The sequence below is a fragment of the Streptomyces sp. PsTaAH-137 genome, from assembly GCF_003259365.1.
Lineage (GTDB): Bacteria > Actinomycetota > Actinomycetes > Streptomycetales > Streptomycetaceae > Streptomyces.
Genome location: NZ_QLLY01000015.1, coordinates 1 through 23,225, shown reverse-complemented (window position 1 = coordinate 23,225; position 23,225 = coordinate 1). Strand labels below are relative to the sequence as shown.

Below are 23,225 nucleotides of genomic sequence, written 5' to 3'. Positions count from 1 at the left end.
AACGAGGGTCAGTTGGCGTCGAGGATCACGGAGCGGGTGAGGTGGCGCGGCTGGTCGGGGTCGAGCGCGCTGCGGGCGGCGACAGCCACGGCAAGCCGCTGGGCGCGGACGAGTTCGGCCAGCGGGTCGAGGCGGCCCTCGATCCAGAGCGCGCCGGTCGCGGCGACCTGCTCGGCCAGGCCGTCGGGCGCCTCGCCGAGCATCCAGGTGGCGGTGCCGGTGGTGGTGACGGAGATCGGGCCGTGCCGGTACTCCATCGCCGGGTACGCCTCGGTCCAGGACAGGGACGCCTCGCGCATCTTGAGCGCCGCCTCGTTGGCGAGCCCCACCGTCCAGCCTCGCCCCAGGAAGGTGAACTGCCCGCATTCCACGAGCCCTTCGGGCAGCGGCTCGGCCAGTGCGGTGCGCGCGTCGGCGACGGCCTGCTCGGTGTGCAGGCCGAGGTGGGCGCGGAGCAGGGTGAGGGCCGTGGTGGCGAAGCGGGTCTGCACCACGGACTTCTCGTCGGCGAAGTCGAGCACCACGAGGTCGTCGGCGGCCGTCCGGATCGGTGTCTCCGGGTCGCCGGTGATCGCCGTGGTGCGGACGGTGCCGCGCAGCGCGGCGAGCAGTTCGAGGACCTCGGTGGTGGTGCCGGAGCGGGTCAGGGCGATCACCCGGTCGTAGCGGCGGCCCGCCGGGAACTCGGACGCGGCGAACGCGTCGGTCTCCCCCTGACCGGACCGCTCGCGCAGCGCGGCGGCCGCCTGCGCCATGAACCAGGAGGTGCCGCAGCCGACGATCGCGACCCGCTCCCCGGCGGCCGGCAGCGCCGCCTTGTGCCCCTCCGCGAGTCCCGCGACGCGCGTCCAGCATTCCGGCTGGCTGTTCAACTCGGTCTCGACATGGCTCATGCCGCGCCCCACTCCCCTGTGTAAGTTTCGAGCTCCCACAACGATTGCGTGTTCATGCAAGATATAGCCAGCTTTCAAGCACAATCAAGCATTCGTGGACACAACAGCTAGGGTTTGGCGACCGAGTCGATCGTCGATTGGAGGCCGCGGATGTCCCGCGACGCCCGCTGGAAGTCCCTCCTCGAACTGCTCGTCGAGCGCGGCCGCCTCGACGTGGAGGACGCGGCCGGCGAACTGGGTGTGTCCGCAGCCACGATCCGCCGCGACTTCGACCAGCTCGCCGAGCAGCAGATGCTGGTGCGCACCCGTGGCGGCGCCGTCGTGCACGGCGTCAGCTACGAACTGCCGCTGCGCTACAAGACCGCCCGCAACGCCTCGGAGAAGCAGCGGATCGCCACGGCGGTCGCCGAACTGCTCACGCCCGGCGAGGCGGTGGGCCTGACGGGCGGCACGACGACGACCGAGGTGGCGCGGGCGCTCGCGGTCCGCCCCGACCTCGCCTCCGGCACCCCCGCCCTGACGATCGTCACGAACGCGCTGAACATCGCCAACGAGCTGGCGGTGCGCCCCCAGTTCAAGATCGTGCTCACGGGCGGGGTCGCGCGCCCGCAGTCGTACGAGTTGATCGGTCCGCTCGCCGACGGGGTCCTCGGCCAGATCACGCTGGACACCGCCGTCCTGGGCGTCGTCGGTCTCGACGTCACGCACGGCGCCTCCGCGCACGACGAGGCGGAGGCCGCGATCAACCGGCTGCTGTGCGAGCGGGCCGAGCGCGTCGTGGTCGCGGCGGACGCCAGCAAGCTGGGGCACCGCGCCTTCGCCCGGATCTGCGACGTGGCGCAGGTCGACATCCTCGTGACGGACGAGTCCGCCGACAGGGCGGCACTGGAGCGCTTCGAGGAGGCGGGCGTCCGGGTCGTCGCCGTCTGACCCACGACGCACACCCAGGGCGCGCGGTGCACCTCCGCACCGCGCGCCTTCGCCATGCCCGGCACCGGCATCCACCCCCTCCCCGACCCCCCTTGTCGCGAGGGCGGGTCCGCCTCTAACCTGACTTTGTGCCGCTACTAAACAAACTGGGGACGGTCAGCGCCGACAGCCCCCGCTTCCCCTCCCTGACCCGTCTGCGCCTCGCCCTCACGGTCTTCTTCGCCCTCGACGGCTTCATCTTCGCGGGCTGGGTGGTCCGCATCCCCGCCATCAAGGAGCAGACCGGGGCCTCGGCGAGCGCACTGGGCCTGGCCCTGCTCGGGGTGTCCGCCGGTGCCGTGATCACGATGATGCTGACCGGACGGCTGTGCCGGCGCTTCGGCAACCACGAGGTGACGGTGGCCTGCGGAGTGCTGCTGCCGCTGACCATCGTGCTGCCGCCGCTGACCCACTCACCGTCGACCCTCGGTCTCGTGCTGCTGGCGTTCGGAGCGGCGTACGGCGGCATCAACGTGGCGATGAACAGCGCCGCGGTCGACCTGGTCGCGGCGCTCGACAGACCGGTGATGCCCAGCTTCCACGCCGCGTTCAGCCTGGGCGGCATGGTCGGTTCGGGCCTCGGCGGGCTGGTCGCCGCGCATCTGTCGCCGACCCGGCATCTGCTGGGGATCATGGTGATCGGCCTCGTGGTCACGGCCGCGGCCGGACCGACGCTGCTGCGCCGCCGCTCCCCCGGCGCTCAGGAACGTATACCGGCGGGCACCGACACCCGGAAGCCCGCGCCGTCGCACCGGCTGGACCGGGGCACCCGGCTGCTCGTCGTCGTCTTCGGTCTGATCGCCCTGTGCACGGCGTACGGGGAGGGGGCCCTGGCCGACTGGAGCGCGCTGCACATGGAGGAGGACCTGCACGCGCATCCGGGTGTGGCGGCGGCCAGTTACTCGTGCTTCGCGTTCGCCATGACCATCGGCCGGCTCACCGGCACGACGCTGCTGGAACGGCTCGGCCGGACCCGGACCCTGGTCCTCGGCGGTGCGACCGGCGCCGTCGGCATGCTGCTCGGCGCGCTGGCGCCCTCGGTCTGGCTCGCTCTCGTCGGCTTCGCGGTCACCGGCCTCGGCCTGGCCAACCTCTTCCCCGTCGCGGTCGAGCGGGCCGGGGCCCTGGCCGGCCCGACGGGTGTCGCCGCCGCGTCCACGCTCGGCTACGGCGGCATGCTGCTCGGGCCGCCGGCGATCGGGTTCATGGCGGACTGGTTCTCGCTGCCGCTCGCCCTGACGAGCGTGGCGCTGCTCGCGGCGGTCGCGGCGACGATCGGATTCGCGACGCGCCGCGTGGCCGTCGGCTGAGCCGCACCGCACCGCGCAAGAAAATTCCGCGCCGCCGCACGCGCGACCGGGCAGACTCGCCCCATGGAGATCGCCGAACACATTCAAGTCGTGGACAGAGAAGGCCGGTTGCTGGCGGCCGCCGCCGAGAAGGCAGGAGTCGGCGCGGAGGTCGCCACCTGCCCGGGCTGGCAGATCCGTGACCTGCTGAGCCATCAGGGAGCGGTGCACCGGTGGGCCACCGGCTTCCTGGCCGACGGATTCGCGGCACGCCGCCCACTGCCGGACGTCCCGCCGGGACTCGACGGTGACGGGCTGCTCGCCTGGTACCGCGAGGGTCACAGCACACTTGTCGACACCTTGACACAAGCACCCCTCGATCTGGAGTGCTTCGCGTTCCTTCCGGCGCCGTCGCCGCTGGCGTTCTGGGCGCGGCGGCAGGCGCACGAGACGACGGTGCACCGGGTCGACGCCGAGTCGGCGCTCGACCGGCCGTCCGCAGACGCGTCCGACCCGATCACCGAGGAGTTCGCGGTCGACGGCATCGACGAGCTGCTGACCGGGTTCCACGCGCGGGAGCGCAGCCGGGTGCGCTCGGAGGCGCCACGCCTGCTGCGGGTGCGGGCCGTGGACGCCGACGTCACCTGGACGGTGCGGATCACCCAGGACCCGCCCGCCGCGGAGCGGGGCGCCACCGGGACCGCCGAGTGCGAGGTGTCCGGTCCGGCCGCGCGGCTCTACCTGGCGCTGTGGAACCGGCTGCCGTTCCCCGAAGTCACCGGGGACGCCTCCCTCGCCGCGTTCTGGCGGGAGCAGTCGGGCGTCTGATCCGCCGGCGGCGGGCCGTCACTCCGGGGAGCCGGTCTCCAGCATCCGGCTCAGCACGGCCCGCTGCAGCGGCCGTACCTCGGTGTGCAGGGCCCGCCCCTTGGCCGTGAGGCAGACCCGGACCCCGCGCCGGTCCTCGCTGCACATGCCGCGCTCCACGAGGCCGTCCTTCTCGAGGCGGCCGATGAGCCGGGACAGGGCGCTCTGGCTCAGGTGCACCTGGCCGGCGATCTCCTGCACGCGATAGCCGGACGCGCCGTCCTCCGGCGCGCCCTCCGCGAGCACGTCGAGCACCTCGAAGTCGCTCGCGCCCAGGCCGTGCCGGTGCAGCTCGCGGTCGAGCTCGCACATCGTGCGCGCGTGCAGCGAGAGGATGTCCCGCCACTGTTCCACCAGGCCGACCGATGTCCCGGCTTCCGCTTTTCCTGCCGCCATGACCGCACGGTAGCAGAAAACGCACCTTTTGTTGCGCCGTCATTAAATGCACGTGCAGTCAATGCATGTGCATGTACTGTGCTCCGCATGACTTCTCCGCTCACCGCTGCTCCCTCGTCCCCCGAGGCCTCGTCGGAGCGCTGGTCCCCGCGCCTGTGGGGCACGCTGCTCGTGCTCTGCGCCGCGATGTTCCTGGACGCGCTCGACGTCTCGATGGTCGGCGTCGCCCTGCCGTCCATCGGCTCGGAGCTGGACCTGTCGACGGCGACCCTGCAATGGGTCGTCAGCGGCTACATCCTCGGCTACGGCGGCCTGTTGCTGCTCGGCGGCCGCGCGGCCGACCGCTCGGCCGGCGCCGCGTCTTCCTGATCGCCCTCGGCGTCTTCGCGCTCGCCTCCCTGCTCGGCGGGCTCGTCGACTCCGGCCCGCTGCTCATCGCGAGCCGCTTCATCAAGGGGCTGAGCGCCGCGTTCACCGCGCCCGCCGGCCTGTCCATCATCACGACGACGTTCGCCGAGGGCCCCGTACGCAACCGGGCCCTGTCCATCTACACCACCTGCGCCGCCACCGGCTTCTCCATGGGCCTCGTCCTCTCCGGCCTGCTGACGGAGGCCAGCTGGCGCCTGACGATGCTGCTGCCCGCGCCGATCGCGGTCGTCGCGCTGCTGCTCGGCCTGAAGCTGATCCCGCACAGCGCCAAGGAGGAGAACCACCGCGGCTACGACATCCCCGGCGCCGCGCTGGGCACCCTGTCGATGCTGCTCCTCGTGTTCACGGTGGTGCAGGCGCCGGAGGCCGGCTGGGGTTCGGCCCGCACCCTGCTCTCGTTCCTCGCGGTCGCCGTCCTCCTCGCCGTCTTCGTCCGGGTCGAACGGCGCTCGCCGTCACCGCTGATCCGGCTCGGCGTGCTGCGCTCCGGGTCGCAGGTCCGCGCGCAGCTCGGCGCGATGACGTTCTTCGGCTCCTACGTCAGCTTCCAGTTCCTGGCCACGCTGTATCTGCAGTCGCTGCTGGGCTGGTCGGCGCTGAGCATGGCGCTGGCGTTCCTGCCGGCGGGCGCGCTCGTCGCCCTGTCCTCGACGAAGGTCGGCTCGGTCGTGGACCGTTTCGGCACACCGCGGGTCATCGCCGTCGGCTTCGCCTTCATGGTCATCGGCTACGCGCTCTTCCTGCGCATCAGCCTCGACCCGGTCTACGCGGCCGTCATCCTGCCCACCATGCTGCTGATCGGCGCGGCCTGCGCCCTGGTCTTCCCGTCCCTCAACATCCAGGCCACGAACGGTGTGCACGACGACGAGCAGGGCATGGTCTCCGGGCTGCTCAACACGTCCGTACAGGTGGGCGGGGCGATCTTCCTCGCGGTGGTGACGGCCGTCATCACCGCGAACGCCCCAGAGGGGGCCTCGCCGCAGGCCGTCCTGGACAGCTTCCGCCCGGGCCTCGTGGTGATCACGGCGATCGCCGTGTCGGGCCTGCTGGTCACGCTGACCGGACTGCGCTCGCGCCGTACCGGGGAGACCGTGGTGATCACCGGATCGGCGCCGGCCACCGGCCTGGCGAAGGACGCGGAGGCGGGCGACCAGCGCCTCGCTCTGCGCGACTGACACGGGAGCCGGCCCACGGGCGACGGACGATCGCCGTCGCCCGTGGGGCCTGCCTGTGCCACCATGACCGGCATGACACACACGGGGGCCACCATGGGGACGGCACGGACACGCAGGCCGAGCGGGACGCGATGACCGTCGAGATCGGCTTCGCGCTGTTCACCGGCGCCCTGTCGGCGGGCGCGGTGTTCGCGCTGCTCGCCCTTCCGGCCTTCCTCGGCATGGTGCCGGCCGGTGCCCGCACCGGGGTGTACGCGGTCGCGGGGACCGTGGCGGCCGTGGCCTTTCTCGTCCGGGTGGTACGGGTGCTGTCCCGCTTCGACCGGCGCCGGTCGGCCGCGGACGAACCCGGCCCCCGCGCATAACCGCCTGACTGCCGTGCCGCGCCCGTCCTAGGCTCCTGTCATGCACAGCAGCCTGACCGACCACGCCCGCTGTCTGTACGGCGACGAGTACCGCCCCACCCCGGCCTGCGCCCTGGACCACCAGGAGCGCTACTTCGTCGAGGAGCTGACGTTCGCCGGCGCGGAGGCGATCCTCACGATGCTCCACGAGCTGTGCCCGCAGGTGGTCGACGGCCATCTCCCGGTGTGGATCCGGAATCTGGCCCACCGTCTGGTACTGCTCCAACGGCCGGACGAGCCCGCGCTGCTGCGCGGCGCCGCCGACCACCTGTGGCTGCACGGCCCGGACTGGGACGACATCGCGGCCGCCCTGGTGCGCCGGGCCGAGGCACTGGAAGCCGGCTGATCAGCCGAGCCATCCGGGCCGCACGAGCCCCGACTCGTAGGCGAGGACGACGAGTTGGGCCCGGTCCCGGGCGCCCAGCTTGACCATGGCACGGCTCACGTGGGTCTTCGCCGTGAGCGGGCTGACGACGAGCCGCCGGGCGATCTCCGCGTTCGACAGACCGATCCCGACGAGCGCCATCACCTCCCGCTCCCGCTCGGTCAGCCCCGCCAGCGGCACCGCGCCCGCGGGTTCCTTGGAACGCGCCGCGAACTCGGCGACGAGCCGCCGGGTCACGCCCGGCGACAGCAGTGCGTCGCCGTGCACCACGGCCCGTACGGCGCGCAGCAGTTCGTCCGGTTCGGTGTCCTTGACGAGGAAGCCGGAGGCACCGGAGCGGATCGCCTCGAAGACGTACTCGTCGAGCTCGAAAGTGGTGAGCACGACCACCTTCACCGCTGCCAGTTCCGGGTCCTCCCCGATGCGGCGGGTCGCCGCGAGCCCGTCGAGCAGCGGCATCCGGATGTCCATCAGGACGACGTCGGGGCGCAGCTCGCGCACCAGGCGGACGGTCTCCTCCCCGTCGGCTGCCTCGGCGGCGACCTCGATGTCGCTCTGCGCGTCGAGCAGCGCCCGGAACCCGGCACGGACCAGCGACTGGTCGTCGGCGAGCAGTACGCGGATCACCGGGAGTCCTCCGAAGGCGGGGCGGGCGGGGCGAGCGGGAGTTCGGCGACGACCCGGAAGCCGCCGTCGGGGCGCGGCCCCGCCTCGATGGTGCCACCGAGGGCGGCGGCGCGCTCGCGCATCCCGGCGAGCCCGTTGCCGCTGCCGCCCGCCTCGGCGTGGCTCGCGGGCCCGTCGTCGTCGACGGTCACCGTCAACACGCCCTTTCCGTAATCGAGTTGCATGTGCGCCCGCCGGGACTCCGAGTGCCGTACGACGTTCGTCAGGGCCTCCTGCACGATCCGGAAGGCGGCGAGGTCCGCCCCCGGCGCGGGTGTCATCCGCTTGCCGCGGGTGGCGGTCTCGACGGTGAGTCCGGCTCCGGCCGCCTGCTCCACGAGTTCGGGCAGCCGGTCGAGTCCGGGCGCGGGGGCGCGCGGGGCCTCGCCGGGCGCCCGCAGCGTGTCGAGGACCTGCCGCACCTCGCCCAGCGCCTCCTTGCCCGCGGCCTTGATCGTGGTCAGGGCCGTACGGGCCTGCTCCGGATCGGAGTCGAGCAGCGCGAGCCCGACCCCGGCCTGGACGTTGATGACGGAGATGGAGTGGGCCAGCACGTCGTGGAGCTCGCGGGCGATGCGCAGCCGCTCCTCGTCGGCCCGCCGCCGCGCCGCCCGTTCCCGCTCGACGCGCGCCTGCGCCCACTGCTCGCGCTTCACCCGGACCAGTTCCGCGACGGCGACGACGGCGAGCACCCACGCGGCGGCGACGACCTCCTGCCCCCAGGCCGCGGGACCGTCCCCGGGCGGCGGCAGATACCGGTACAGCCAGTGCCCGACCACCGTGTGCGCGGCCCAGAGCAGGGCGACGGCTCCCCAGGCCGCGTACCGGCGCCCCGCGACGATCGCGGCGAAGCAGCCCAGGGCGACGGGGAGGAACACGGGCCCGTACGGATATCCGGCCGCCAGGTACACCGTGGCGCACAGCGCCGTTCCGTAGGCGATCACGACCGGGTGCCGCTGCCGCCACAGGAGCTGGACCGAGGCCAGCACGAGGAGCAGGTACGCGAACACGTCGAGGCCGACACGGTCGCCCGCCCGGCCGTGCGCGGCCATGGTCGAGCCGGCCAGGACGATCACGGTGACGAGGACCGTCGACCGCCAGGGCAGGCGGCCACCGTCGGCGCGGTGGTTCCACCAGGAGGGCCCCGGCGCCCACGACGGCGGGCCGCCGCGTCGCCACGGTGGTCCGCCCCGGGCCCTGAGCGGACCATCGGCCCGCTCGTGCTGCTCGTCCATGCGGCCACGCTAAGGGCCACGGGCCGTCGCGGGCGTCAGCCGTGCGTGGTGATCACCCGTACTCCCCGCGGAGTACGCGGTCGGCCCGCGACTCCAGCGGCGTCACTTCACGAGCCCCACACCGTGCGCGAGCTGCGCCGCGGCATGGTCGAAGAAGGCGGCCCGGTCCTCGACGACCCGGTTGAACTGGCCGAACAGCTCGAAACCGATGAGCCCGAACAGCTGCGCCCACGCGGCGATCAGCGCGGCCATGATCTCGGGCGGCAGGTCGGGCGCGATGTCGGCGGCGATCCGCTCGGCCTCGGGGCGCAGCGCGGGCGGAAGCTTCGGCAGGGCCACGCCCTTGCCCTCGTACGCCTCCCGGACGATGCCGATGAGCAGCAGCCCGACCCGAGACGCGGCCTCGACGGTGGCCATCGGGGCGGTGTAACCCGGCACCGGGGAACCGTAGATGAGGGTGTACTCGTGCGGACGGGCGAGGGCCCACTCACGGACGGCCCGGCACACGGTGACCCAGCGCTCGGCGGCGGTCGCCTTCGGCTGCCGGGCGGCGTCGGCCCGCTCGGCGGCCTCGCCCAGCGAGTCGTAGGCGTCGATGATGAGCGCGGTCAGCAACTCGTCCCGGCTGGGGAAGTAGCGGTACAGGGCCGACGAGACCATGTCGAGTTCGCGGGCGACGGCACGCAGCGAGAGCTTGACGGCGCCGTCGGCGGCGAGCTGTCTGCGCGCCTCGTCCTTGATGGCGGCGGTGATCTCCTGCCGGGCGCGGGCGCGGGCCCCTTGCGTGGTGCGGCTCGTACTCATGGGTCCAGTCTTCCACGCCGACGGAGCGGTGCACACATTCCAGATCGCCGCACAAAAACGAGAGCACTGCTCTTGCTATGGAGCGCCCATCTCGTGCACACTGTTCTCAGGCGAGAGCAGTGCTCACACTTCGGAGCACCGCCCGCACTCGCTTCCCGTCACCCAGCCTGGGGGTCACCATGAGCGCACAGCCCGAGCCCTACTACCTCAAGGGCAGCCCGACCACGATCCGCCTCAACAAGGTGATCGGCTGGCTGGCCCGGCGCGGCCTCAGCCTCGCGGGCTCCGCCGAACTCTCGGTGCGCGGCCGCAAGAGCGGCCAGATGCAGCGGATCCCGGTGAACCCGCACACGTACGAGGGCGCCCAGTACCTCGTGTCGGCGCGCGGCCACTCCCAGTGGGTGAAGAACATGCTCGCGGCGGGCGGCGGCGAGCTGCGCGTCGGCCGCAAGGTCCGCACCTTCGAGGCCGTCGAACTCGCCGACGACGAGCTGAAGCGCGAGGTCCTGCGCACCTACCTGGAGCGCTGGGGCTGGCAGGTCAACGAGTACTTCAAGGGCGTCACCGCGAAGTCGTCGGACGCCGAGATCTCGGCGGCCTCCCCCGACCACCCGGTCTTCCGGATCACGGTCGCCGACTGACGCCCGCCACCGCCTGACGTCCGACACCGACCGACGCCCGCGCCCACCAGGACCGGGACCGGCACACCCGGTCCCGGCGCAGGGGGCGGCGGCAGCGTCAGCGTTCGAAGCGGGACAGCGCCCGACCCGCCATCGGATGCGTGCGCACCAGCTCGCCGAGCGAGGACGAGCCCCGGGTGATCCTCGCGAACGCGTTCCACGCGGGGCGCACGCTCGTCAGGGCCGCGTGCAGCAGGCCCGGCTTGCGCTCGAACACGCCCAGCATCCGCTTGCCTACGGCCATCTCGACACCCAGGCCCGCCTTGATGGCGAACGCGTAGTTCAGCGCCTGGCGGCGGGCGTCCACCGCGTCGTGGGACTCGGCGACGCGCACCGCCCACTCCCCCGCGAGCCGGCCCGAGCGCAGGGCGAAGGAGATGCCCTCGCGGGTCCACGGCTCAAGGAGTCCGGCCGCGTCGCCGCAGACCAGGACCCGCCCGCGCGACAGCGGGGAGTCGTCGGCCCGGCAGCGCGTCAGGTGCCCGGAGGAGATCGCGGGCTCGAAGCCGGCGAGCCCGAGGCGGGCGATGAAGTCCTCCAAGTACTTCTTGGTGGCGGCGCCTTCGCCGCGCGCCGAGATGACGCCGACGGTGAGCGTGTCGCCCTTGGGGAAGACCCAGCCGTAACTGCCCGGGATCGGGCCCCAGTCGATGAGGACCCGGCCGCGCCAGTCCTCGGCGACGGTCTCCGGCACCGGGATCTCCGCCTCCAGGCCGAGGTCGACCTGGTCCATCTTGACCCCGACGTGCGCTCCTATCCGGCTGGCGCTGCCGTCGGCGCCGACCACGGCGCGCGCGAACACCGTCTCGCCGTCCTGCAGCACGACCGCGACGGTCCGCCGGTCGGGCACGGCGGAACCGTGCTGCTCGACCCGCGTGACCGTGACACCGGTGCGCAGCTCCGCGCCCGCCTTCTGCGCGTGCTCGACGAGCTGGGCGTCGAACTCCGGGCGGTTGATGAGCCCGAAGAGCATGCTGCGCGAGCGGCGCGTCCGCGCGTACTTGCCGTTCAGCGAGAACGTGACCGCGTTGATCCGGTCCTTGAACGGCAGGTCGAAGCCGGGCGGCAGGGAGTCGCGGGACGGGCCGATGATGCCGCCGCCGCACGTCTTGTAGCGCGGCAGTTCCGCCTTCTCCAACAGCAGCACGCGGCGTCCGGCGACCGCGGCCGCGTACGCGGCGGAGGCGCCGGCGGGGCCCGCGCCCACGACCACGACGTCCCACACGCTCATGTCCCGCTCGTCGCCCATGTCGTTGCCCGTCGCGTTCTCGGGATTCTCGCTGCTCACGATGGTCCAATGCTCCGTTTTCAGCCGCCTGCCGCATGTTTCCCAGGCATCCTACGGCGGGCGGCGCCGTGACCCTCTGTGGGAGGATCTTCGATACCCCCTGTACAACGTCGCACCTACGAGGAGCGTGCCCATGTCGCCGCATCCGATCGCCGGAACCGTCGCCTCCCTGCTGCCCCGCGCCAAGGCGGAGCTGGCCGAGCTGGTGGCCTTCAAGTCGGTGGCGGACTTCGAGCAGTATCCGAAGAGCGAGAGCGAGGGCGCGGCCGACTGGGTCGCGGACGCCCTGCGCGCCGAGGGCTTCCAGGACGTGGCACTGCTCGACACCCCGGACGGCACGCAGTCGGTCTACGGCCATCTGCCCGGACCCGAGGGCGCGCCCACGGTGCTGCTCTACGCGCACTACGACGTGCAGCCGCCGCTGGACGAGGCGGCGTGGGAGACGCCGCCCTTCGAGCTGACCGAGCGCGAGGACGGCCGCTGGTACGGGCGTGGCAGCGCCGACTGCAAGGGCGGTGTGCTGCTGCACCTGCTGGCGATCCGCGCGCTGAAGGCGAACGGCGGGGTGCCGGTGGGCGTCAAGGTGATCGCCGAGGGCTCGGAGGAGATGGGCACCGGCGGTCTGGAGCGCTACGCCGAGCAGCACCCGGAGCTGCTGACCGCCGACACCATCGTCATCGGTGACGCGGGCAACTTCCGGGTGGGCCTGCCGACGGCGACGGCGACGCTGCGCGGGATGACACTGGTCCGCGTCCAGGTCGACACGCTCGAAGGGAACCTGCACTCGGGCCAGTTCGGCGGGGCCGCGCCCGACGCGCTGGCCGCGCTGGTCCGCGTACTGGACTCGCTGCGGGCGGCCGACGGTTCCACGACGATCGACGGTCTCGAGTCCGCGGAGACGTGGCCCGGTCTGCAGTACGAGGAGGACGCGTTCCGCAGCGACGCCAAGGTGCTCGACGGGGTGGAGCTGATCGGCTCCGGCACGGTCGCGGACCGGATCTGGGCGCGGCCGGCCGTGACCGTGCTGGGCATCGACTGCCCGCCGGTCGTCGGCGCGACGCCGTCCGTGCAGGCCGGCGCCCGCGCGCTGGTCAGCCTGCGGGTGCCGCCGGGCGTGGACGCCGCCGAGGCGACGAAGCTGCTGATGGCGCACATCGAGTCGCACACGCCGTGGGGCGCCCGTGTGTCGGTGGAGCAGGTCGGCCAGGGCCAGCCGTTCCGGGCGAACACCGAGAGCCCCGCGTACGCCGCGCTGGCGGACGCGATGGCGGAGGCGTACGACGGCCAAGAGATGCAGTACGCCGGTCAGGGCGGCTCGATCCCGCTGTGCAACACGCTCGCCTCGCTCTACCCGGAGGCGGAGATCCTGCTGATCGGCCTGAGCGAGCCGGAGGCGCAGATCCACGCGGCCAACGAGTCGGTGTCGCCGCAGGAGTTGGAGCGGCTCTCGGTGGCGGAGGCGCTGTTCCTCCAGAAGTACGCCGCCGCGAACTGACCGGCCCGGAACGGGTATCTGCTCTGGGCCGAGACGCGCGCGGTCCGGCCGCCGGGGTTCGTACGGTCGCCGCATGACGACCTACGACCTCATCGACGCCTTCGACGTCACCCCGCGGCTGCGGCTGCTGCGCTTCCCCGTGGGGCAGGCCTATCTGTGGCGGGACGACGCCGGGCTCACCCTGATCGACGCGGGTGCGCCCGGCGCGGGGCTGCCGATCGCCGATGCCGTACGTGCGTGGGGGCATGCTCCCGAGGACGTGCGGCGCATCGTGCTGACCCACTTCCACGAGGACCACGTGGGCGGCGCCGCCGAGTTCGCCCGGCTCAGCGGCGCCGAGGTGTACGCGCACCGGCTGGACGCGCCGTTCGTCCGGGGTGAGGCGCCGGGGCCGCCGCCGGTGTACGAGGACTGGGAGCGGCCCCTCCACGCCCAGGCCCTGGCGCAGCTCCCCGCCCCGCTCCCGGAGCCCGATCTGCCGTCCGTGGTGCGGGAGTTGGAGGACGACGACACCCTCGACTTCGGTGACGGGGCACGGATCGTCGGCTCGCCGGGACACACGGACGGGTCGATCGCGGTGCATCTGCCCCGGCACGGCGTGCTGTTCACCGGCGACGCGATCGCCGCGTCCCCGGTCGACGGGCAGATCATCCTGGGCGTGCTGAACCTGGACCGGAAGCGGGCCGTCGCCTCGTTCGCCCGGCTCGCCGCGCTGCCGAGCGAGGTGGCCTGCTTCGGGCACGGCGATCCGCTGACGGAGGGTGCGGGTACGGCACTCAGAGAGGCCGCGGCGATGTACCGGCCCGGCTGACCCTCTCAGCCGAGTGGGACTCCGGCCTCCAGGTAGTGCGCCGCGCCGCGCTCGCGGGCGCGGAGGGCCCAGCGCAGCCGTTCGTACCGCACGGGCGGCAGCAGTCCGGCCGCCTCGGCCTCGTCGACGAACCGCCAGCCTCTCAACTCCGGTCCGGGCAGCAGCACATGAGCCGCCACGTCACTGTCGAGACGGCCGCCGTCGAAGAGCAGCCGCAGACCGCCGAAGCCCGGAGGCACCGGCCGCTCCCAGTCGATGACCAACAGGCTCGGCACGTCGATGAGTTGGATGCCGGTCTCCTCCAGGACCTCCCGCATACCCGCCCGCGCGGGCGCCTCGCCCGGCTCGACGACTCCGCCGGGAAACTCCCAGCCCGGCTTGTAGGTGGGATCGACGAGCAGGACCCGGTCCTGGTCGTCGAAGAGGAGCACGCCCGCGGCGACCGTCTCGGCGGTGGGCTCGGCGGTCTGCACGATGTCGCAGGGGGCCGCCTCACCGGTCCGCACGGCGGCCGCGATGCGCACGGCGGTGTCGTACGGGGACAGCGCGCCGTTGTCGACGAGGTAGGCGTCCGCCGCGAGCCAGCCCGCGAGCGCGGCACGGTAGGGCTCGATGTCGGCGGGCGCCTCGCCGCTCGGGTCACGGCTGCGCAGGATCGTTTCACCTGGAGCAAGGACCACATGGCACACGGGGATCCGCCGGGCGGCGAGCCCACCGAAGATCTCGTCGCGGTACTCCTGGCGCATGAGCCCCATCGGCACCACGAGGACCCCGCCGAGTTCGGCGAGGAGGGCCGCCGCCGTGTCGACGACGAGCCGCCGCCAGATCGGCAGGTCCTGATGGTCGCTGACCTCGGCGAGCCGCTTGGGCGGCAGCAGCCGCTCCAGCTCGGCGTCGATCTCCTCGGGGTCGAAGAGCGTGCAGTTGGGGATCAGGTCGAGCAATGCGCGCGCGGCCGTGGTCTTGCCCGCGCGGGACGCCCCGTTGACCCAGACGATCACGGTTCCCCCTCTTCCGTCGGCCCCCTGAGGCTTGCCCGCAACACCCTGCCGGGGAAACCCGGCGCTGATGAGGGAGGTCGCACGGTTGGTCAGACGCTTGTCAGCAGGCCGTCGAGCGGTGCGGGGACACGGGCCGGGTCGAGGGCGGCCACCAGGAGTCCGCCGTAGCGGATCTTGCGGCCCTTTTTGGTGCTGAGGAAGCGCCGGACCTGCTGCTCGCGGGGGCGGCCGCGCTGGGCGGGCTGGGTCAGGAAGATCTGCCAGGACCGCAGTTCGCCCTCGGCCCGGAAGACGTCCTCCACGGCGCCGGTGCCGAGCGCGCGGATCAGTTCGTCCTCCAGGTCGGCGGCGCACACGAAGAAGTCCCGGGGCGGCGCTCCGGCCCGTTCCAGGCCGCGCGTGAAGAAGTCCCGCTCCCCCTCGTCGCACAGGCCCGTCAGACGCAGTCCGAGGCCGGGCGGCCCGAGGAGTTCCGCGTAGCGGGCGACGCTCATGGCACCGCCCATCGCGACGACGCACACCCCGTCGACGGCCAGGTCCCGGCCGCGCCGGGCGGCGAGGGTCTCCACCGCGGCGAGATCGCTGGCCCCCTCGACCAGCACCGCCGTCCGCAGACCGAGGCGGCGGCTCAGCTCGTGCGCCGGCTCACCCGGCCCACCGGCCGCCCACCGCGCCACCGCGTCTCTGAACGCCTCCAGGTCTTCCATGGGGCGAGTCTGCACTGTGATCGTCCGCAGCGGCAGCGAATATCGGGCGCGCCCCGGTGGCGGTGTCCGCCGGTCCGACGATCGCGAAGGCCCCACGGGAGCCATCGGCGGGACCTCGGACGGGTTCCCCCGTCCCGGCAACGTCCGCCGAACGAACGGCGCCCGCCCGCCGCCTCGGGTGTCTCGGCGACTCACGGCGGGCGGGTCATCCGTAAGGGGCGGAGGCCGAAGCCGCGTCGCCCGTGCGCCTCCGGACATCGGGGGGAGACTCCGGAGTCGCCCGCGGAAGGACCGGGGGCGTCGCGCCGACCGCTGCCCGACGGCCGGCGTCCGGCCCCGCTTCCGGCCTTCCGCTGTCTTTCCTGCCCTCGCAGTCAAGCGCAGTCGGACGGTCGGCGCAGCCGTGTGCGCGCACGCTGTCGCGGCGCGGAATTCACACGGGGTGTGCGCGTCGCGCACCGCTGCGGCGCGGGCCCCGCGCGTGCTCAGGGCCGCCCGTCCGCCAGCGCCGCCCGGATCTGCCGGGTCGTGGCGGCGGCGATCCGGGGGCTGTCCGCGGCGTACGCCGTGTATGCGATCAGGCCGGTCGTCAGGGCCCAGCCGCGCCCGCGCAGCCAGCTCGCGTCGTCGACGCCGAGCGCGGACCGGAACACGGCGGCACAGCGCGGCGACAGCAGCGTGAAGGCGATCATCAGGTCGACGGCGGGGTCTCCCGCTCCGAGGCTGCCGAAGTCGATGACCGCGCTGAGCCGTCCGTCGGTGGTGAGCAGATTCCCGGTGTGGAAGTCGCCGTGGCACAGCACGGGCGGCCCGGGCCAGGCCGGGGCGGCGAGGGCCGCGTCCCACAGCGCGGTCATCGCCCCGGCGTCGAAGGCGTGGGCCGCCCGGGCGATGGCGGCCCGGGTCGCGGTGTCCCGGTCGGCGAGCGCCTCCCGCGCCTCGGCCGGCCCGGCGGCGTGCGGGTCCACCGCCCGCAACGCCCGCAGGAATGCGGCGAGTTCACGCGCCGCCTCGGTGGAGTCTCCGAGTCCCTCGACCGTCGCGACCTCGCCGCCCAGCCACCGGGTCACCGCCCACGGCCAGGGATACCCGAGCGCGGGCCGTCCCACCGCCACGGGGACGGGCACGGCGAGCGGCAGGCGCGGCGCGAGGCCGGGCAGCCGGTCGCGCTCCTTCTCCGCCTGCCCGATGGCTCCGGAGTGCCGGGGCAGTCGCACGGCCAGTTCCTCGCCGAGCCGGTGGACGACGTGGTCGGAGCCCCCGGGAACGACGGGCGTGAGCGGCAGTCGGGACCACTGCGGGAATTGACGGTCGAGTAGGTTCCGTACGAGTGCGGTGTCGATGAACGGCCGCTCGTCGGCCTCCCCGTCCCCCGCCCCCGGCATGTCCCGCGCTGTCTCCAAAGCACCCCTCCAGTCGCCCACTTTCCCTCAGTCTCACACCTTCTGTGTCAAGCGTTTTGTATTTAATTCACCTCATCAAGTGATGCGAGCTGTCGGGAATCGTTACGGCACGACGTGACCTCACTCCTCCCGATACGGTGTCCGACCAGGCGCCCCAGCCCCCGGCGACCATGTGGTTCGTTCGCACACCGATGTTTCGTTCGCGCCGGAGTGGCCGACTCCCCCACGGGATCGGACAGGTGCTCAGGCCCGGGGGGCCCGATGCGGCAAGGTAATCAACAGGACTTTCTGTCCGACGACTTCGGAGATTCCGAGCACTGCGGACTCCTCGGATGCTGTGGCGTTCTGGCGGGTACGGCCGATCCCGACAACGCCGTACATCCCGCCGTGGTCCACACGACCGGCGACTGCGCCGTCGTCGAACTCAGCGGGGACATCGACCTGCTGGCCCTCCACCGGCTGGCTCCGCTTCTCGACGCGGTGGCGGCCGGCCCGTACCGGATCGTCGCGGTCGACCTCACCGCGACCACGTTCTTCGACTGCTCGGGCCTCACCCTGCTGGTCAGGACGCATCGCCGAGCGCTGGAACGGGGCGGGCGGGTCACCGTCGTGTGCCGTCACCGGCTGACGCTGCGCATCATGGCGATGTCCCGGCTCACCGAGGTGCTGTGCCCGGCGGCGACGGTGGAGGAGGCCCTGAGATGACGCTCGGGGACGCCCCCGCTTAACGTGTTCCGCCTGTACCGGCATCACTCGGGGGGAAATCCGTGCGCACCCGCGTCATCAGCACCGTCATGCTATGTTCCGCCGCCGCGGCGACTCTGGTCGCCTGCGGCGGTTCGGACACGGCAAGCTCCGGGCCGACGCGCTCGCCGAGCGCCTCGGCCCCCGCGTCACCCTCGACGAGCGCTTCCGCGGCCGGTGAGGAAAAGGCCGTGCCGACGTTCGTCGGCATGGGCCTGCAGTCCGCGCAGGACAAGGCGCAGGCGGCGGGGTTCGCCATCCTGACCTCGCACGACGCTCTCGGCCGTGGCCGCATGCAGGCGTTCGACCGGAACTGGAAGGTGTGCAGCCAGTCGGTCGCGGCGGGCACGACGGTGGCCACGACGACGATGCTCGACCTCGGCGCCGTGAAGACGGACGAGTCCTGCCCGGCGAAGGACGAACAGGCTCCGGCCAAGCCCGACGGCACGATGCCCGACTTCAAGGGCAAGAGCGTGAAGGCGGCCCGCGCCTCGCTGGACGCCGCCACTTCGATCGACGTCAAGGACGCGGGCGGGAGCGACCGCTTCGTCTTCCTGGACTCCAACTGGCAGGTGTGCTCGCAGACCCCGGCCGCCGGGACCAGGCTGACGGGGCAGCCCGTGACGTTCAAGGCCGTCAAGTTCGGCGAGTCCTGCCCGTAGAGCGGCGCGCGGAGAGCCCCGCTCCCCCTCTGCGGTCAGACGGCCTGCCGCCGCGCCTCGTCGACCGCGCTCCCGCCCCGCAGCGCCGCCGCGGCGGCCCCCACGAGCCCGGCGTCCGTGCCGGTCGAGGCGGGGACGACGGTGAGCCGCTGGACGAACGAGAGGGTGGCGTAGTCGCGCAGGGCTCGGCGCAGCGGGTCGAACAGGACGTCGCCCGCCTTCGCCACGCCTCCGCCGATCACCGCGATGTCCACCTCGACGAGCGTCGCGGTCGCGGCGATCCCGGCCGCGAGGGCCTGCGCGGCGCGCGCGAAGGAGGCCGCCGCGATCGGGTCGCCCGCCCTCGCGGCGGCGGCCACGGCCGCCGCGGTCGTGTCGCCGTCCGGCCCAGGCTGCCAGCCGTCGGCCAGGGCGCGCCGCGCGATGTTGGGGCCCGAGGCGATGCGCTCGACGCAGCCGCGCGCGCCGCACGGGCACGGGTCGCCGTCAAGGTCGACGCTGATGTGGCCGATGTGGCCCGCGTTGCCGGTGGGGCCGGGGTGGAGTTCGCCGTTGAGGATCAGGCCGCCGCCGACACCGGTGGACACGACCATGCACAGCGCGTTGTCGTGGCCGCGCGCCGCGCCCTGCCAGTGTTCCGCCGCCGTGATCGCCACACCGTCGCCGACCAGCTCGACGGGCAGCCCGCCGGTGGCGGCGGCGACCCGCTCGACGAGGGGGAACTCGCGCCAGCCGGGCACGTTGACCGGGCTGACCGTGCCCGCCGAGCGGTCCACGGGCCCCGCGCTGCCGATGCCGACGGCCCCGGTCCTCGGCCACAGCTCGGACGCCGTCAGCTCGGCGAGCACCGCCTCGACCGCGCCCATCACCGTCTCGCCGTTCTCCTGCGCGGGGGTCGGTCGCTGGGTCCGCGCGAGGATGCGGCCCTGGTGGTCCACCAGGGCGCCGGCGATCTTGGTGCCGCCGATGTCGAGCGCGGCGACGAGGTCCATGTGCATCAGAGTCTGGTCTCCTGCGGGAAAGGGGAGAAGGGGCAGTTCACAGAAGCCCACTGTAGGAAGGCTCAGGAAAGCGGTGGACAGTCTCTCCCGCATCTGACAACGTTGTCCAGGCCCTATGCTCGACGCCACATGCTCGTACGGCAGCCGGTACAGCATGATGAACCCGATGAGCGGTCGCCCTTCGCCCGTTCCGGGCCACCGCCCCGACGGCAGCGACGACAGGACAGGACAGCGCATAGTGGACCGCACCGCCCGCCGCACCGAGAACCGCTACGGCAATCGCCCGACCATGAAGGACGTCGCCGCGCGCGCCGGAGTGGGCCTCAAGACGGTGTCCCGTGTCGTCAATGGTGAGGCCGGCGTCACGCCCGACACCGAGCGGCGCGTGCAGGAGGCCATCGCGGCCCTCGGCTTCCGGCGCAACGACAGCGCGCGCGTGCTGCGCAAGGGTCGTACGGCGAGCATCGGGCTGGTCCTGGAGGATCTGGCGGACCCGTTCTACGGACCGCTCAGCCGGGCCGTGGAGGAGGTCGCGCGGGCGCACGGCGCGCTGCTCATCAACGGGTCGAGTGCCGAGGACCCGGACCGCGAGCAGGAGTTGGTGCTCGCCCTGTGCGCGCGCCGGGTCGACGGTCTGGTCGTGATCCCGGCCGGGGACGACCACCGGTATCTGGAGCCGGAGATCGCGGCCGGGGTGGCGACGGTGTTCGTGGACCGTCCCGCGGGGCGGATCGACGCGGACTGTGTCCTCTCCGACAGCTTCGGCGGCGCTCGTGACGGTGTGGCGCATCTGATCGCGGGCGGTCACCGCCGGATCGGCTTCATCGGCGACCAGCCGCGCATCCACACGGCGGCCGAGCGACTGCGGGGCTACCGGGCGGCGATGGAGGACGCCGGGATATCGGTGGCGGACCGTTGGATGTCCCTGGGTGTCACCGATCCCGAGCGCGTGCGCCGGGCCGCGGAGGAGATGCTCAAGGGTCCCGACCCGGTCACGGCGATCTTCGCGGGCAACAACCGGGTGACCGTCACCGTGATCCGTGTCCTCGCCGAGCTGGACCGGGCCGTGGCCCTGGTGGGCTTCGACGACATCGAGCTCGGCGATCTGCTCCAGCCGGGCGTGACGGTGGTGGCGCAGGACGCCGCGCAGTTGGGCCGCACCGCGGCCGAGCGGCTGTTCCGGCAGCTGGACGGGGCGACGCTGCTGCCGGAGCGCATCGAGCTGCCGACGCGCCTGATCCGCCGCGGCTCGGGCGAACTGCCGCCCGCGGTCTGAGCGTTGCCGGTGCCGGCGGACGATCCCGCTCCTATGCTGCGGGGATGATCAGACCCTTCGAACTGGTGATATTCGACTGTGACGGCGTGCTGGTCGACAGCGAGCGCATCGCGGTCGGCGTACAGGTGGAGCTCGGCGCCGCGTTGGGCTGGCCGCTGACGGCGGAGGAGGTCGTCGCCACGTTCATCGGGCGCTCGCACGCCGACATCCGCGCGCTGGTGGCCGACCGGCTGGGCGAGGAGACCGCCTCGATGTGGTCGAAGCGGTTCGAGGAACGCCACCGCGAGGAAGTGGACGCCCGCCTCGTCGCCGTCGAGGGGATAGGCGACGCGCTCGACGCCCTCACGCTGCCGACCTGCGTGGCCTCCAGCGGCTCCCACGACAAGATGCGCCACACCCTGGGCCGCACCGGCCTGTACGAGCGCTTCGCGGGCCGGATCTTCAGCGCCTCGGAGGTCGCGCGCGCCAAGCCCGCCCCCGACGTCTTCCTGCACGCCGCCCGGCGGATGGGCGTCGACCCTGCGGCCTGCGCGGTGGTCGAGGACAGCGGCAACGGCGTCCGGGCCGCGCGTTCCGCCGGGATGCGCGCCTTCGGCTACGCCGGTGGACTCACCCCGGCCGAACAGCTCGCGGGCCAGGACACCGTGGTCTTCCACCACATGCGCGAACTGCCCGCCCTGATCGGCGCCCGCCGCTGAACCCTGCACGCACCACTGCCCTCCCCCGGAGGTATCGGGAAAGGGCAGTGAGGGTGCGGGCGTGGGCGCGTACTACTCGGCCGTCACCGTGAGGTCGCCGCGGCGCGGTGCCGCGTAGCCCTCCAGGTCGGCCCGGGTCAGGCCGGCCCGCCGGGCGACCTCGCCGTTGTCGAGAGCGCCGCAGTCGAGGCCGCGCAGCAGGTACCCGGCGAGGGCCTTGGCGGTGGCGGGCTCGTCGGCGATGTCGCCGGTGGACTGGTTGGCGTAGGCGGCGAGGCGCGCGGCGGCCTGCTCGAAGCCCTCGCGGTAGAAGGCGAACACGGCCGCGTAGCGGGTCGGGATGTGGCCCGGGTGCATGTCCCAGCCCTGGTAGTAGGCGCGGGCGAGGGCGCGGCGGGTGAGGCCGTAGTGCAGGCGCCAGGCGTCGTGGACCTTCGCGGTGGACCCGACCGGCAGGACGTTCGTGGAGCCGTCGGAGACCCGGACGCCGGTACCGGCGGCGGCGACCTGCATGACGGCCTTCGCGTGGTCGGCGGCGGGGTGGTCGCTCGCCTGGTACGCGGCGGAGACGCCGAGGCAGGCGCTGTAGTCGAAGGTGCCGTAGTGCAGCCCGGTCGCGCGGCCCTCGGCGGCGTCGATCATGCGGGCCACGGCGGCGGTGCCGTCGGCGGCGAGGATGGACTGGCTGGTCTCGATCTGGATCTCGAACCCGAGCCGTCCTGCGTCGAGGCCGTGCTGCTTCTCGAATGCTTCGAGGAGCCGGACCATGGCCGTGACCTGCTCCGGGTACGTGACCTTGGGCAGCGTCAGCACCAGGCCGTCGGGCAGGCCGCCGTGCTCCATGAGGCCGGTGAGGAAGATGTCGAGGGTGCGGATGCCGCGGTCGCGGACGGCCTCCTCCATGCACTTCATGCGGATGCCCATGTACGGGGCCGCCGTACCGTTCTTGTAGGCGTCGGCGATGACGCGCGCGGCCCGCGCGGCCGTCTCGTCCTCGTCGGCGGCGGAGGCGGGCCGGTAGCCGTCCTCGAAGTCCACGCGCAGGTCCTCGATGGGCTCCCGCTCCAGCTTCGCGCGTACGCGGCTGTGGACGGGCTCGGCGAGCTCGTCGGAGAGACCGAGGACGGCGGCGAACGAGGCGGCGTCCGGGGCGTGCTCGTCGAGCTGGGCGAGCGCCTGGTCGCCCCAGGAGCGCAGGGTGCCCGCATCGAAGGCGTCACCGGGGACGTAGACGGTGTGGACCGGCTGACGGGTGCCGGGGTCTCCCGGGTACCGGCGCGCGAGCTCCGCGTCGACCGGGGCGAGTGAGGCGCTGATGCCCTCGCTGACCGCGCCCGCGAGGCTCGTCGACACCTTCTCCTGCTGACCCATTCGTGCACCCTCCATACGCTCGATGTTTCCACTTCACGGAATCAACAATCCGTATAGCGAAGTTATCCGTCGCCGTAGTCCAGGTCAATGGTCATCTTCCCGGGTCCCGGTACGCGGACGGGGCCGCGCGGTGCAGAACACCACGCGGCCCCGTCGGTGGCCGTCGTCGGCCGAACAGGTTCAGCCCTTGCGGGTCTTGACCTCTTCGGTGAGCTGCGGCACGACGTCGAACAGGTCGCCGACGATGCCGTAGTCGACCAGATCGAAGATCGGCGCCTCGGCGTCCTTGTTGACCGCGACGATCGTCTTCGAGGTCTGCATACCGGCCCGGTGCTGGATCGCGCCCGAGATGCCGTTGGCGATGTACAGCTGCGGCGAGACGGTCTTGCCGGTCTGGCCGACCTGGTTGGAGTGCGGGTACCAGCCCGCGTCCACCGCGGCGCGCGAGGCGCCCACGGCCGCGCCGAGGGAGTCGGCGAGCGCCTCGATGATCGCGAAGTTCTCCGCGCCGTTCACGCCACGGCCGCCGGAGACCACGATCGCGGCCTCGGTCAGCTCCGGGCGGCCGGTCGACTC

At 72.9% G+C, this 23,225-nt stretch carries 25 protein-coding genes and 1 pseudogene; 14 read left to right on the top strand and 12 right to left on the bottom strand.

Annotated features, from left to right (window positions below):
• Positions 1–8: 8 nt before the first annotated feature.
• Complete coding sequence (locus K377_RS28945; protein WP_111666514.1) at positions 9–893, bottom strand: SIS domain-containing protein; 885 nt, start codon at positions 891–893, stop codon at positions 9–11.
• A gap of 150 nt (positions 894–1,043) precedes the next feature.
• Here K377_RS28945 and K377_RS28940 point away from each other — a divergent pair, with 150 nt between their 5' ends.
• The 3 genes from K377_RS28940 (at position 1,044) to K377_RS28930 (ending at position 3,979) form a co-directional block, all read left to right on the top strand.
• Complete coding sequence (locus K377_RS28940) at positions 1,044–1,823, top strand: DeoR/GlpR family DNA-binding transcription regulator (protein WP_111666513.1); 780 nt, start codon at positions 1,044–1,046, stop codon at positions 1,821–1,823.
• Between the two features lie 128 nt (positions 1,824–1,951).
• Complete coding sequence (locus tag K377_RS28935; protein ID WP_111666512.1) at positions 1,952–3,172, top strand: MFS transporter; 1,221 nt, start codon at positions 1,952–1,954, stop codon at positions 3,170–3,172.
• 63 nt (positions 3,173–3,235) lie between these two features.
• Positions 3,236–3,979 carry a maleylpyruvate isomerase family mycothiol-dependent enzyme gene (locus K377_RS28930; protein ID WP_111666511.1) on the top strand — a complete coding sequence of 248 codons (744 nt, stop codon included), beginning with the start codon at positions 3,236–3,238 and terminating at the stop codon, positions 3,977–3,979.
• Between the two features lie 18 nt (positions 3,980–3,997).
• On the opposite strand, the gene K377_RS28925 is transcribed toward K377_RS28930, so the two are convergent.
• A complete protein-coding gene (locus K377_RS28925; RefSeq protein WP_111666510.1) occupies positions 3,998–4,414 on the bottom strand; it encodes a MarR family winged helix-turn-helix transcriptional regulator in 417 nt (138 codons plus the stop codon).
• 87 nt (positions 4,415–4,501) lie between these two features.
• Between K377_RS28925 and K377_RS28920 the strand changes: the two are divergent.
• The 3 genes and pseudogenes from K377_RS28920 to K377_RS28910 all read left to right on the top strand — a co-directional run bounded on the left by K377_RS28920 (position 4,502) and on the right by K377_RS28910 (position 6,768).
• A pseudogene (locus tag K377_RS28920) lies at positions 4,502–6,018 on the top strand (MFS transporter).
• Between the two features lie 131 nt (positions 6,019–6,149).
• Entirely contained in the window at positions 6,150–6,383 is a 234-nt protein-coding gene (locus tag K377_RS42865) for a DUF6332 family protein (RefSeq protein ID WP_161195171.1), read from the top strand.
• A gap of 40 nt (positions 6,384–6,423) precedes the next feature.
• On the top strand, positions 6,424–6,768 hold the full coding sequence (locus K377_RS28910; protein ID WP_111666508.1) for a hypothetical protein: 345 nt from the start codon (positions 6,424–6,426) through the stop codon (positions 6,766–6,768).
• Here the strand turns inward: K377_RS28910 and K377_RS28905 are convergent, their stop codons facing one another.
• The 3 genes from K377_RS28905 to K377_RS28895 all read right to left on the bottom strand — a co-directional run bounded on the left by K377_RS28905 (position 6,769) and on the right by K377_RS28895 (position 9,512).
• The gene (locus K377_RS28905; protein WP_111666507.1) at positions 6,769–7,434 is read right to left on the bottom strand and encodes a response regulator transcription factor; all 666 of its coding nucleotides are present in this window, start codon (positions 7,432–7,434) and stop codon (positions 6,769–6,771) included. It abuts the gene before it with no gap.
• A complete protein-coding gene (locus K377_RS28900; protein WP_111666506.1) occupies positions 7,431–8,708 on the bottom strand; it encodes a sensor histidine kinase in 1,278 nt (425 codons plus the stop codon). The genes K377_RS28905 and K377_RS28900 overlap by 4 nt, the downstream gene beginning before the upstream one ends.
• 102 nt (positions 8,709–8,810) lie before the next feature.
• Positions 8,811–9,512 (bottom strand): TetR/AcrR family transcriptional regulator, encoded by a 702-nt coding sequence (locus tag K377_RS28895; RefSeq protein WP_111666505.1) that lies wholly within the window; start codon positions 9,510–9,512, stop codon positions 8,811–8,813.
• A gap of 179 nt (positions 9,513–9,691) precedes the next feature.
• Here K377_RS28895 and K377_RS28890 point away from each other — a divergent pair, with 179 nt between their 5' ends.
• Positions 9,692–10,153 carry a nitroreductase family deazaflavin-dependent oxidoreductase gene (locus K377_RS28890; protein ID WP_111666504.1) on the top strand — a complete coding sequence of 154 codons (462 nt, stop codon included), beginning with the start codon at positions 9,692–9,694 and terminating at the stop codon, positions 10,151–10,153.
• A gap of 97 nt (positions 10,154–10,250) precedes the next feature.
• Here K377_RS28890 and K377_RS28885 read toward each other — a convergent pair whose 3' ends face one another.
• The gene (locus K377_RS28885; protein ID WP_111666687.1) at positions 10,251–11,441 is read right to left on the bottom strand and encodes a geranylgeranyl reductase family protein; all 1,191 of its coding nucleotides are present in this window, start codon (positions 11,439–11,441) and stop codon (positions 10,251–10,253) included.
• Positions 11,442–11,613: 172 nt separating this feature from the next.
• Between K377_RS28885 and K377_RS28880 the strand changes: the two genes are divergently transcribed.
• The gene (locus K377_RS28880; RefSeq protein WP_111666503.1) at positions 11,614–12,975 is read left to right on the top strand and encodes a dipeptidase; all 1,362 of its coding nucleotides are present in this window, start codon (positions 11,614–11,616) and stop codon (positions 12,973–12,975) included.
• 73 nt (positions 12,976–13,048) lie between these two features.
• Positions 13,049–13,786, top strand: coding sequence for an MBL fold metallo-hydrolase (locus K377_RS28875; RefSeq protein ID WP_202455852.1), 738 nt, complete (start codon positions 13,049–13,051; stop codon positions 13,784–13,786).
• Between the two features lie 5 nt (positions 13,787–13,791).
• Here the strand turns inward: K377_RS28875 and K377_RS28870 are convergent, their stop codons facing one another.
• From K377_RS28870 to K377_RS28860, 3 genes are all read right to left on the bottom strand, one after another.
• Positions 13,792–14,787 (bottom strand): NUDIX domain-containing protein, encoded by a 996-nt coding sequence (locus K377_RS28870; RefSeq protein WP_111666502.1) that lies wholly within the window; start codon positions 14,785–14,787, stop codon positions 13,792–13,794.
• An 89-nt stretch (positions 14,788–14,876) separates the two neighbouring features.
• A complete protein-coding gene (locus K377_RS28865) occupies positions 14,877–15,494 on the bottom strand; it encodes a TOPRIM nucleotidyl transferase/hydrolase domain-containing protein (RefSeq protein ID WP_111666501.1) in 618 nt (205 codons plus the stop codon).
• 485 nt (positions 15,495–15,979) lie between these two features.
• Positions 15,980–16,879, bottom strand: coding sequence for an aminoglycoside phosphotransferase family protein (locus tag K377_RS28860; RefSeq protein WP_111666500.1), 900 nt, complete (start codon positions 16,877–16,879; stop codon positions 15,980–15,982).
• A 405-nt stretch (positions 16,880–17,284) separates the two neighbouring features.
• On the opposite strand from K377_RS28860, the gene K377_RS28855 reads away from it, so the two are divergent.
• From K377_RS28855 to K377_RS28850, 3 genes are all read left to right on the top strand, one after another.
• On the top strand, positions 17,285–17,602 hold the full coding sequence (locus tag K377_RS28855; protein ID WP_258395152.1) for an STAS domain-containing protein: 318 nt from the start codon (positions 17,285–17,287) through the stop codon (positions 17,600–17,602).
• Between the two features lie 94 nt (positions 17,603–17,696).
• A complete protein-coding gene (locus tag K377_RS42860; RefSeq protein WP_375605971.1) occupies positions 17,697–17,822 on the top strand; it encodes a hypothetical protein in 126 nt (41 codons plus the stop codon).
• Between the two features lie 10 nt (positions 17,823–17,832).
• The gene (locus tag K377_RS28850) at positions 17,833–18,303 is read left to right on the top strand and encodes a PASTA domain-containing protein (RefSeq protein ID WP_375605970.1); all 471 of its coding nucleotides are present in this window, start codon (positions 17,833–17,835) and stop codon (positions 18,301–18,303) included.
• Positions 18,304–18,338: 35 nt separating this feature from the next.
• Here K377_RS28850 and K377_RS28845 read toward each other — a convergent pair whose 3' ends face one another.
• The gene (locus K377_RS28845) at positions 18,339–19,301 is read right to left on the bottom strand and encodes an ROK family protein (RefSeq protein WP_111666498.1); all 963 of its coding nucleotides are present in this window, start codon (positions 19,299–19,301) and stop codon (positions 18,339–18,341) included.
• Positions 19,302–19,470: 169 nt separating this feature from the next.
• On the opposite strand from K377_RS28845, the gene K377_RS28840 reads away from it, so the two are divergent.
• Positions 19,471–20,580 carry a LacI family DNA-binding transcriptional regulator gene (locus K377_RS28840; protein WP_111666684.1) on the top strand — a complete coding sequence of 370 codons (1,110 nt, stop codon included), beginning with the start codon at positions 19,471–19,473 and terminating at the stop codon, positions 20,578–20,580.
• A gap of 44 nt (positions 20,581–20,624) precedes the next feature.
• Complete coding sequence (locus K377_RS28835; RefSeq protein ID WP_111666497.1) at positions 20,625–21,278, top strand: HAD family phosphatase; 654 nt, start codon at positions 20,625–20,627, stop codon at positions 21,276–21,278.
• Positions 21,279–21,350: 72 nt separating this feature from the next.
• Here the strand turns inward: K377_RS28835 and K377_RS28830 are convergent, their stop codons facing one another.
• Both K377_RS28830 and K377_RS28825 read right to left on the bottom strand, forming a co-directional pair.
• The gene (locus K377_RS28830; protein ID WP_111666496.1) at positions 21,351–22,649 is read right to left on the bottom strand and encodes a DUF6986 family protein; all 1,299 of its coding nucleotides are present in this window, start codon (positions 22,647–22,649) and stop codon (positions 21,351–21,353) included.
• Positions 22,650–22,829: 180 nt separating this feature from the next.
• The coding region (locus tag K377_RS28825) for an electron transfer flavoprotein subunit alpha/FixB family protein (RefSeq protein ID WP_146614766.1) at positions 22,830–23,225 on the bottom strand (396 nt) is incomplete at its 5' end.

Bases quoted from the DNA above. Each gene is read 5' to 3' on its own strand.
- K377_RS28925 (WP_111666510.1), bottom strand. From the start codon at position 4,414: ATGGCGGCAGGAAAAGCGGAAGCCGGGACATCGGTCGGCCTGGTGGAA.
- K377_RS28945 (WP_111666514.1), bottom strand. From the start codon at position 893: ATGAGCCATGTCGAGACCGAGTTGAACAGCCAGCCGGAATGCTGGACG.
- K377_RS42860 (WP_375605971.1), top strand. From the start codon at position 17,697: ATGTTCCGCCGCCGCGGCGACTCTGGTCGCCTGCGGCGGTTCGGACAC.
- K377_RS28890 (WP_111666504.1), top strand. From the start codon at position 9,692: ATGAGCGCACAGCCCGAGCCCTACTACCTCAAGGGCAGCCCGACCACG.
- K377_RS28845 (WP_111666498.1), bottom strand. From the start codon at position 19,301: ATGCACATGGACCTCGTCGCCGCGCTCGACATCGGCGGCACCAAGATC.
- K377_RS28900 (WP_111666506.1), bottom strand. From the start codon at position 8,708: ATGGACGAGCAGCACGAGCGGGCCGATGGTCCGCTCAGGGCCCGGGGC.
- K377_RS28895 (WP_111666505.1), bottom strand. From the start codon at position 9,512: ATGAGTACGAGCCGCACCACGCAAGGGGCCCGCGCCCGCGCCCGGCAG.
- K377_RS28835 (WP_111666497.1), top strand. From the start codon at position 20,625: ATGATCAGACCCTTCGAACTGGTGATATTCGACTGTGACGGCGTGCTG.
- K377_RS28860 (WP_111666500.1), bottom strand. From the start codon at position 16,879: ATGCCGGGGGCGGGGGACGGGGAGGCCGACGAGCGGCCGTTCATCGAC.
- K377_RS28875 (WP_202455852.1), top strand. From the start codon at position 13,049: ATGACGACCTACGACCTCATCGACGCCTTCGACGTCACCCCGCGGCTG.
- K377_RS28930 (WP_111666511.1), top strand. From the start codon at position 3,236: ATGGAGATCGCCGAACACATTCAAGTCGTGGACAGAGAAGGCCGGTTG.
- K377_RS28840 (WP_111666684.1), top strand. From the start codon at position 19,471: ATGAGCGGTCGCCCTTCGCCCGTTCCGGGCCACCGCCCCGACGGCAGC.
- K377_RS28865 (WP_111666501.1), bottom strand. From the start codon at position 15,494: ATGGAAGACCTGGAGGCGTTCAGAGACGCGGTGGCGCGGTGGGCGGCC.
- K377_RS28880 (WP_111666503.1), top strand. From the start codon at position 11,614: ATGTCGCCGCATCCGATCGCCGGAACCGTCGCCTCCCTGCTGCCCCGC.
- K377_RS28830 (WP_111666496.1), bottom strand. From the start codon at position 22,649: ATGGGTCAGCAGGAGAAGGTGTCGACGAGCCTCGCGGGCGCGGTCAGC.
- K377_RS28940 (WP_111666513.1), top strand. From the start codon at position 1,044: ATGTCCCGCGACGCCCGCTGGAAGTCCCTCCTCGAACTGCTCGTCGAG.
- K377_RS28885 (WP_111666687.1), bottom strand. From the start codon at position 11,441: ATGGGCGACGAGCGGGACATGAGCGTGTGGGACGTCGTGGTCGTGGGC.
- K377_RS42865 (WP_161195171.1), top strand. From the start codon at position 6,150: ATGACCGTCGAGATCGGCTTCGCGCTGTTCACCGGCGCCCTGTCGGCG.
- K377_RS28910 (WP_111666508.1), top strand. From the start codon at position 6,424: ATGCACAGCAGCCTGACCGACCACGCCCGCTGTCTGTACGGCGACGAG.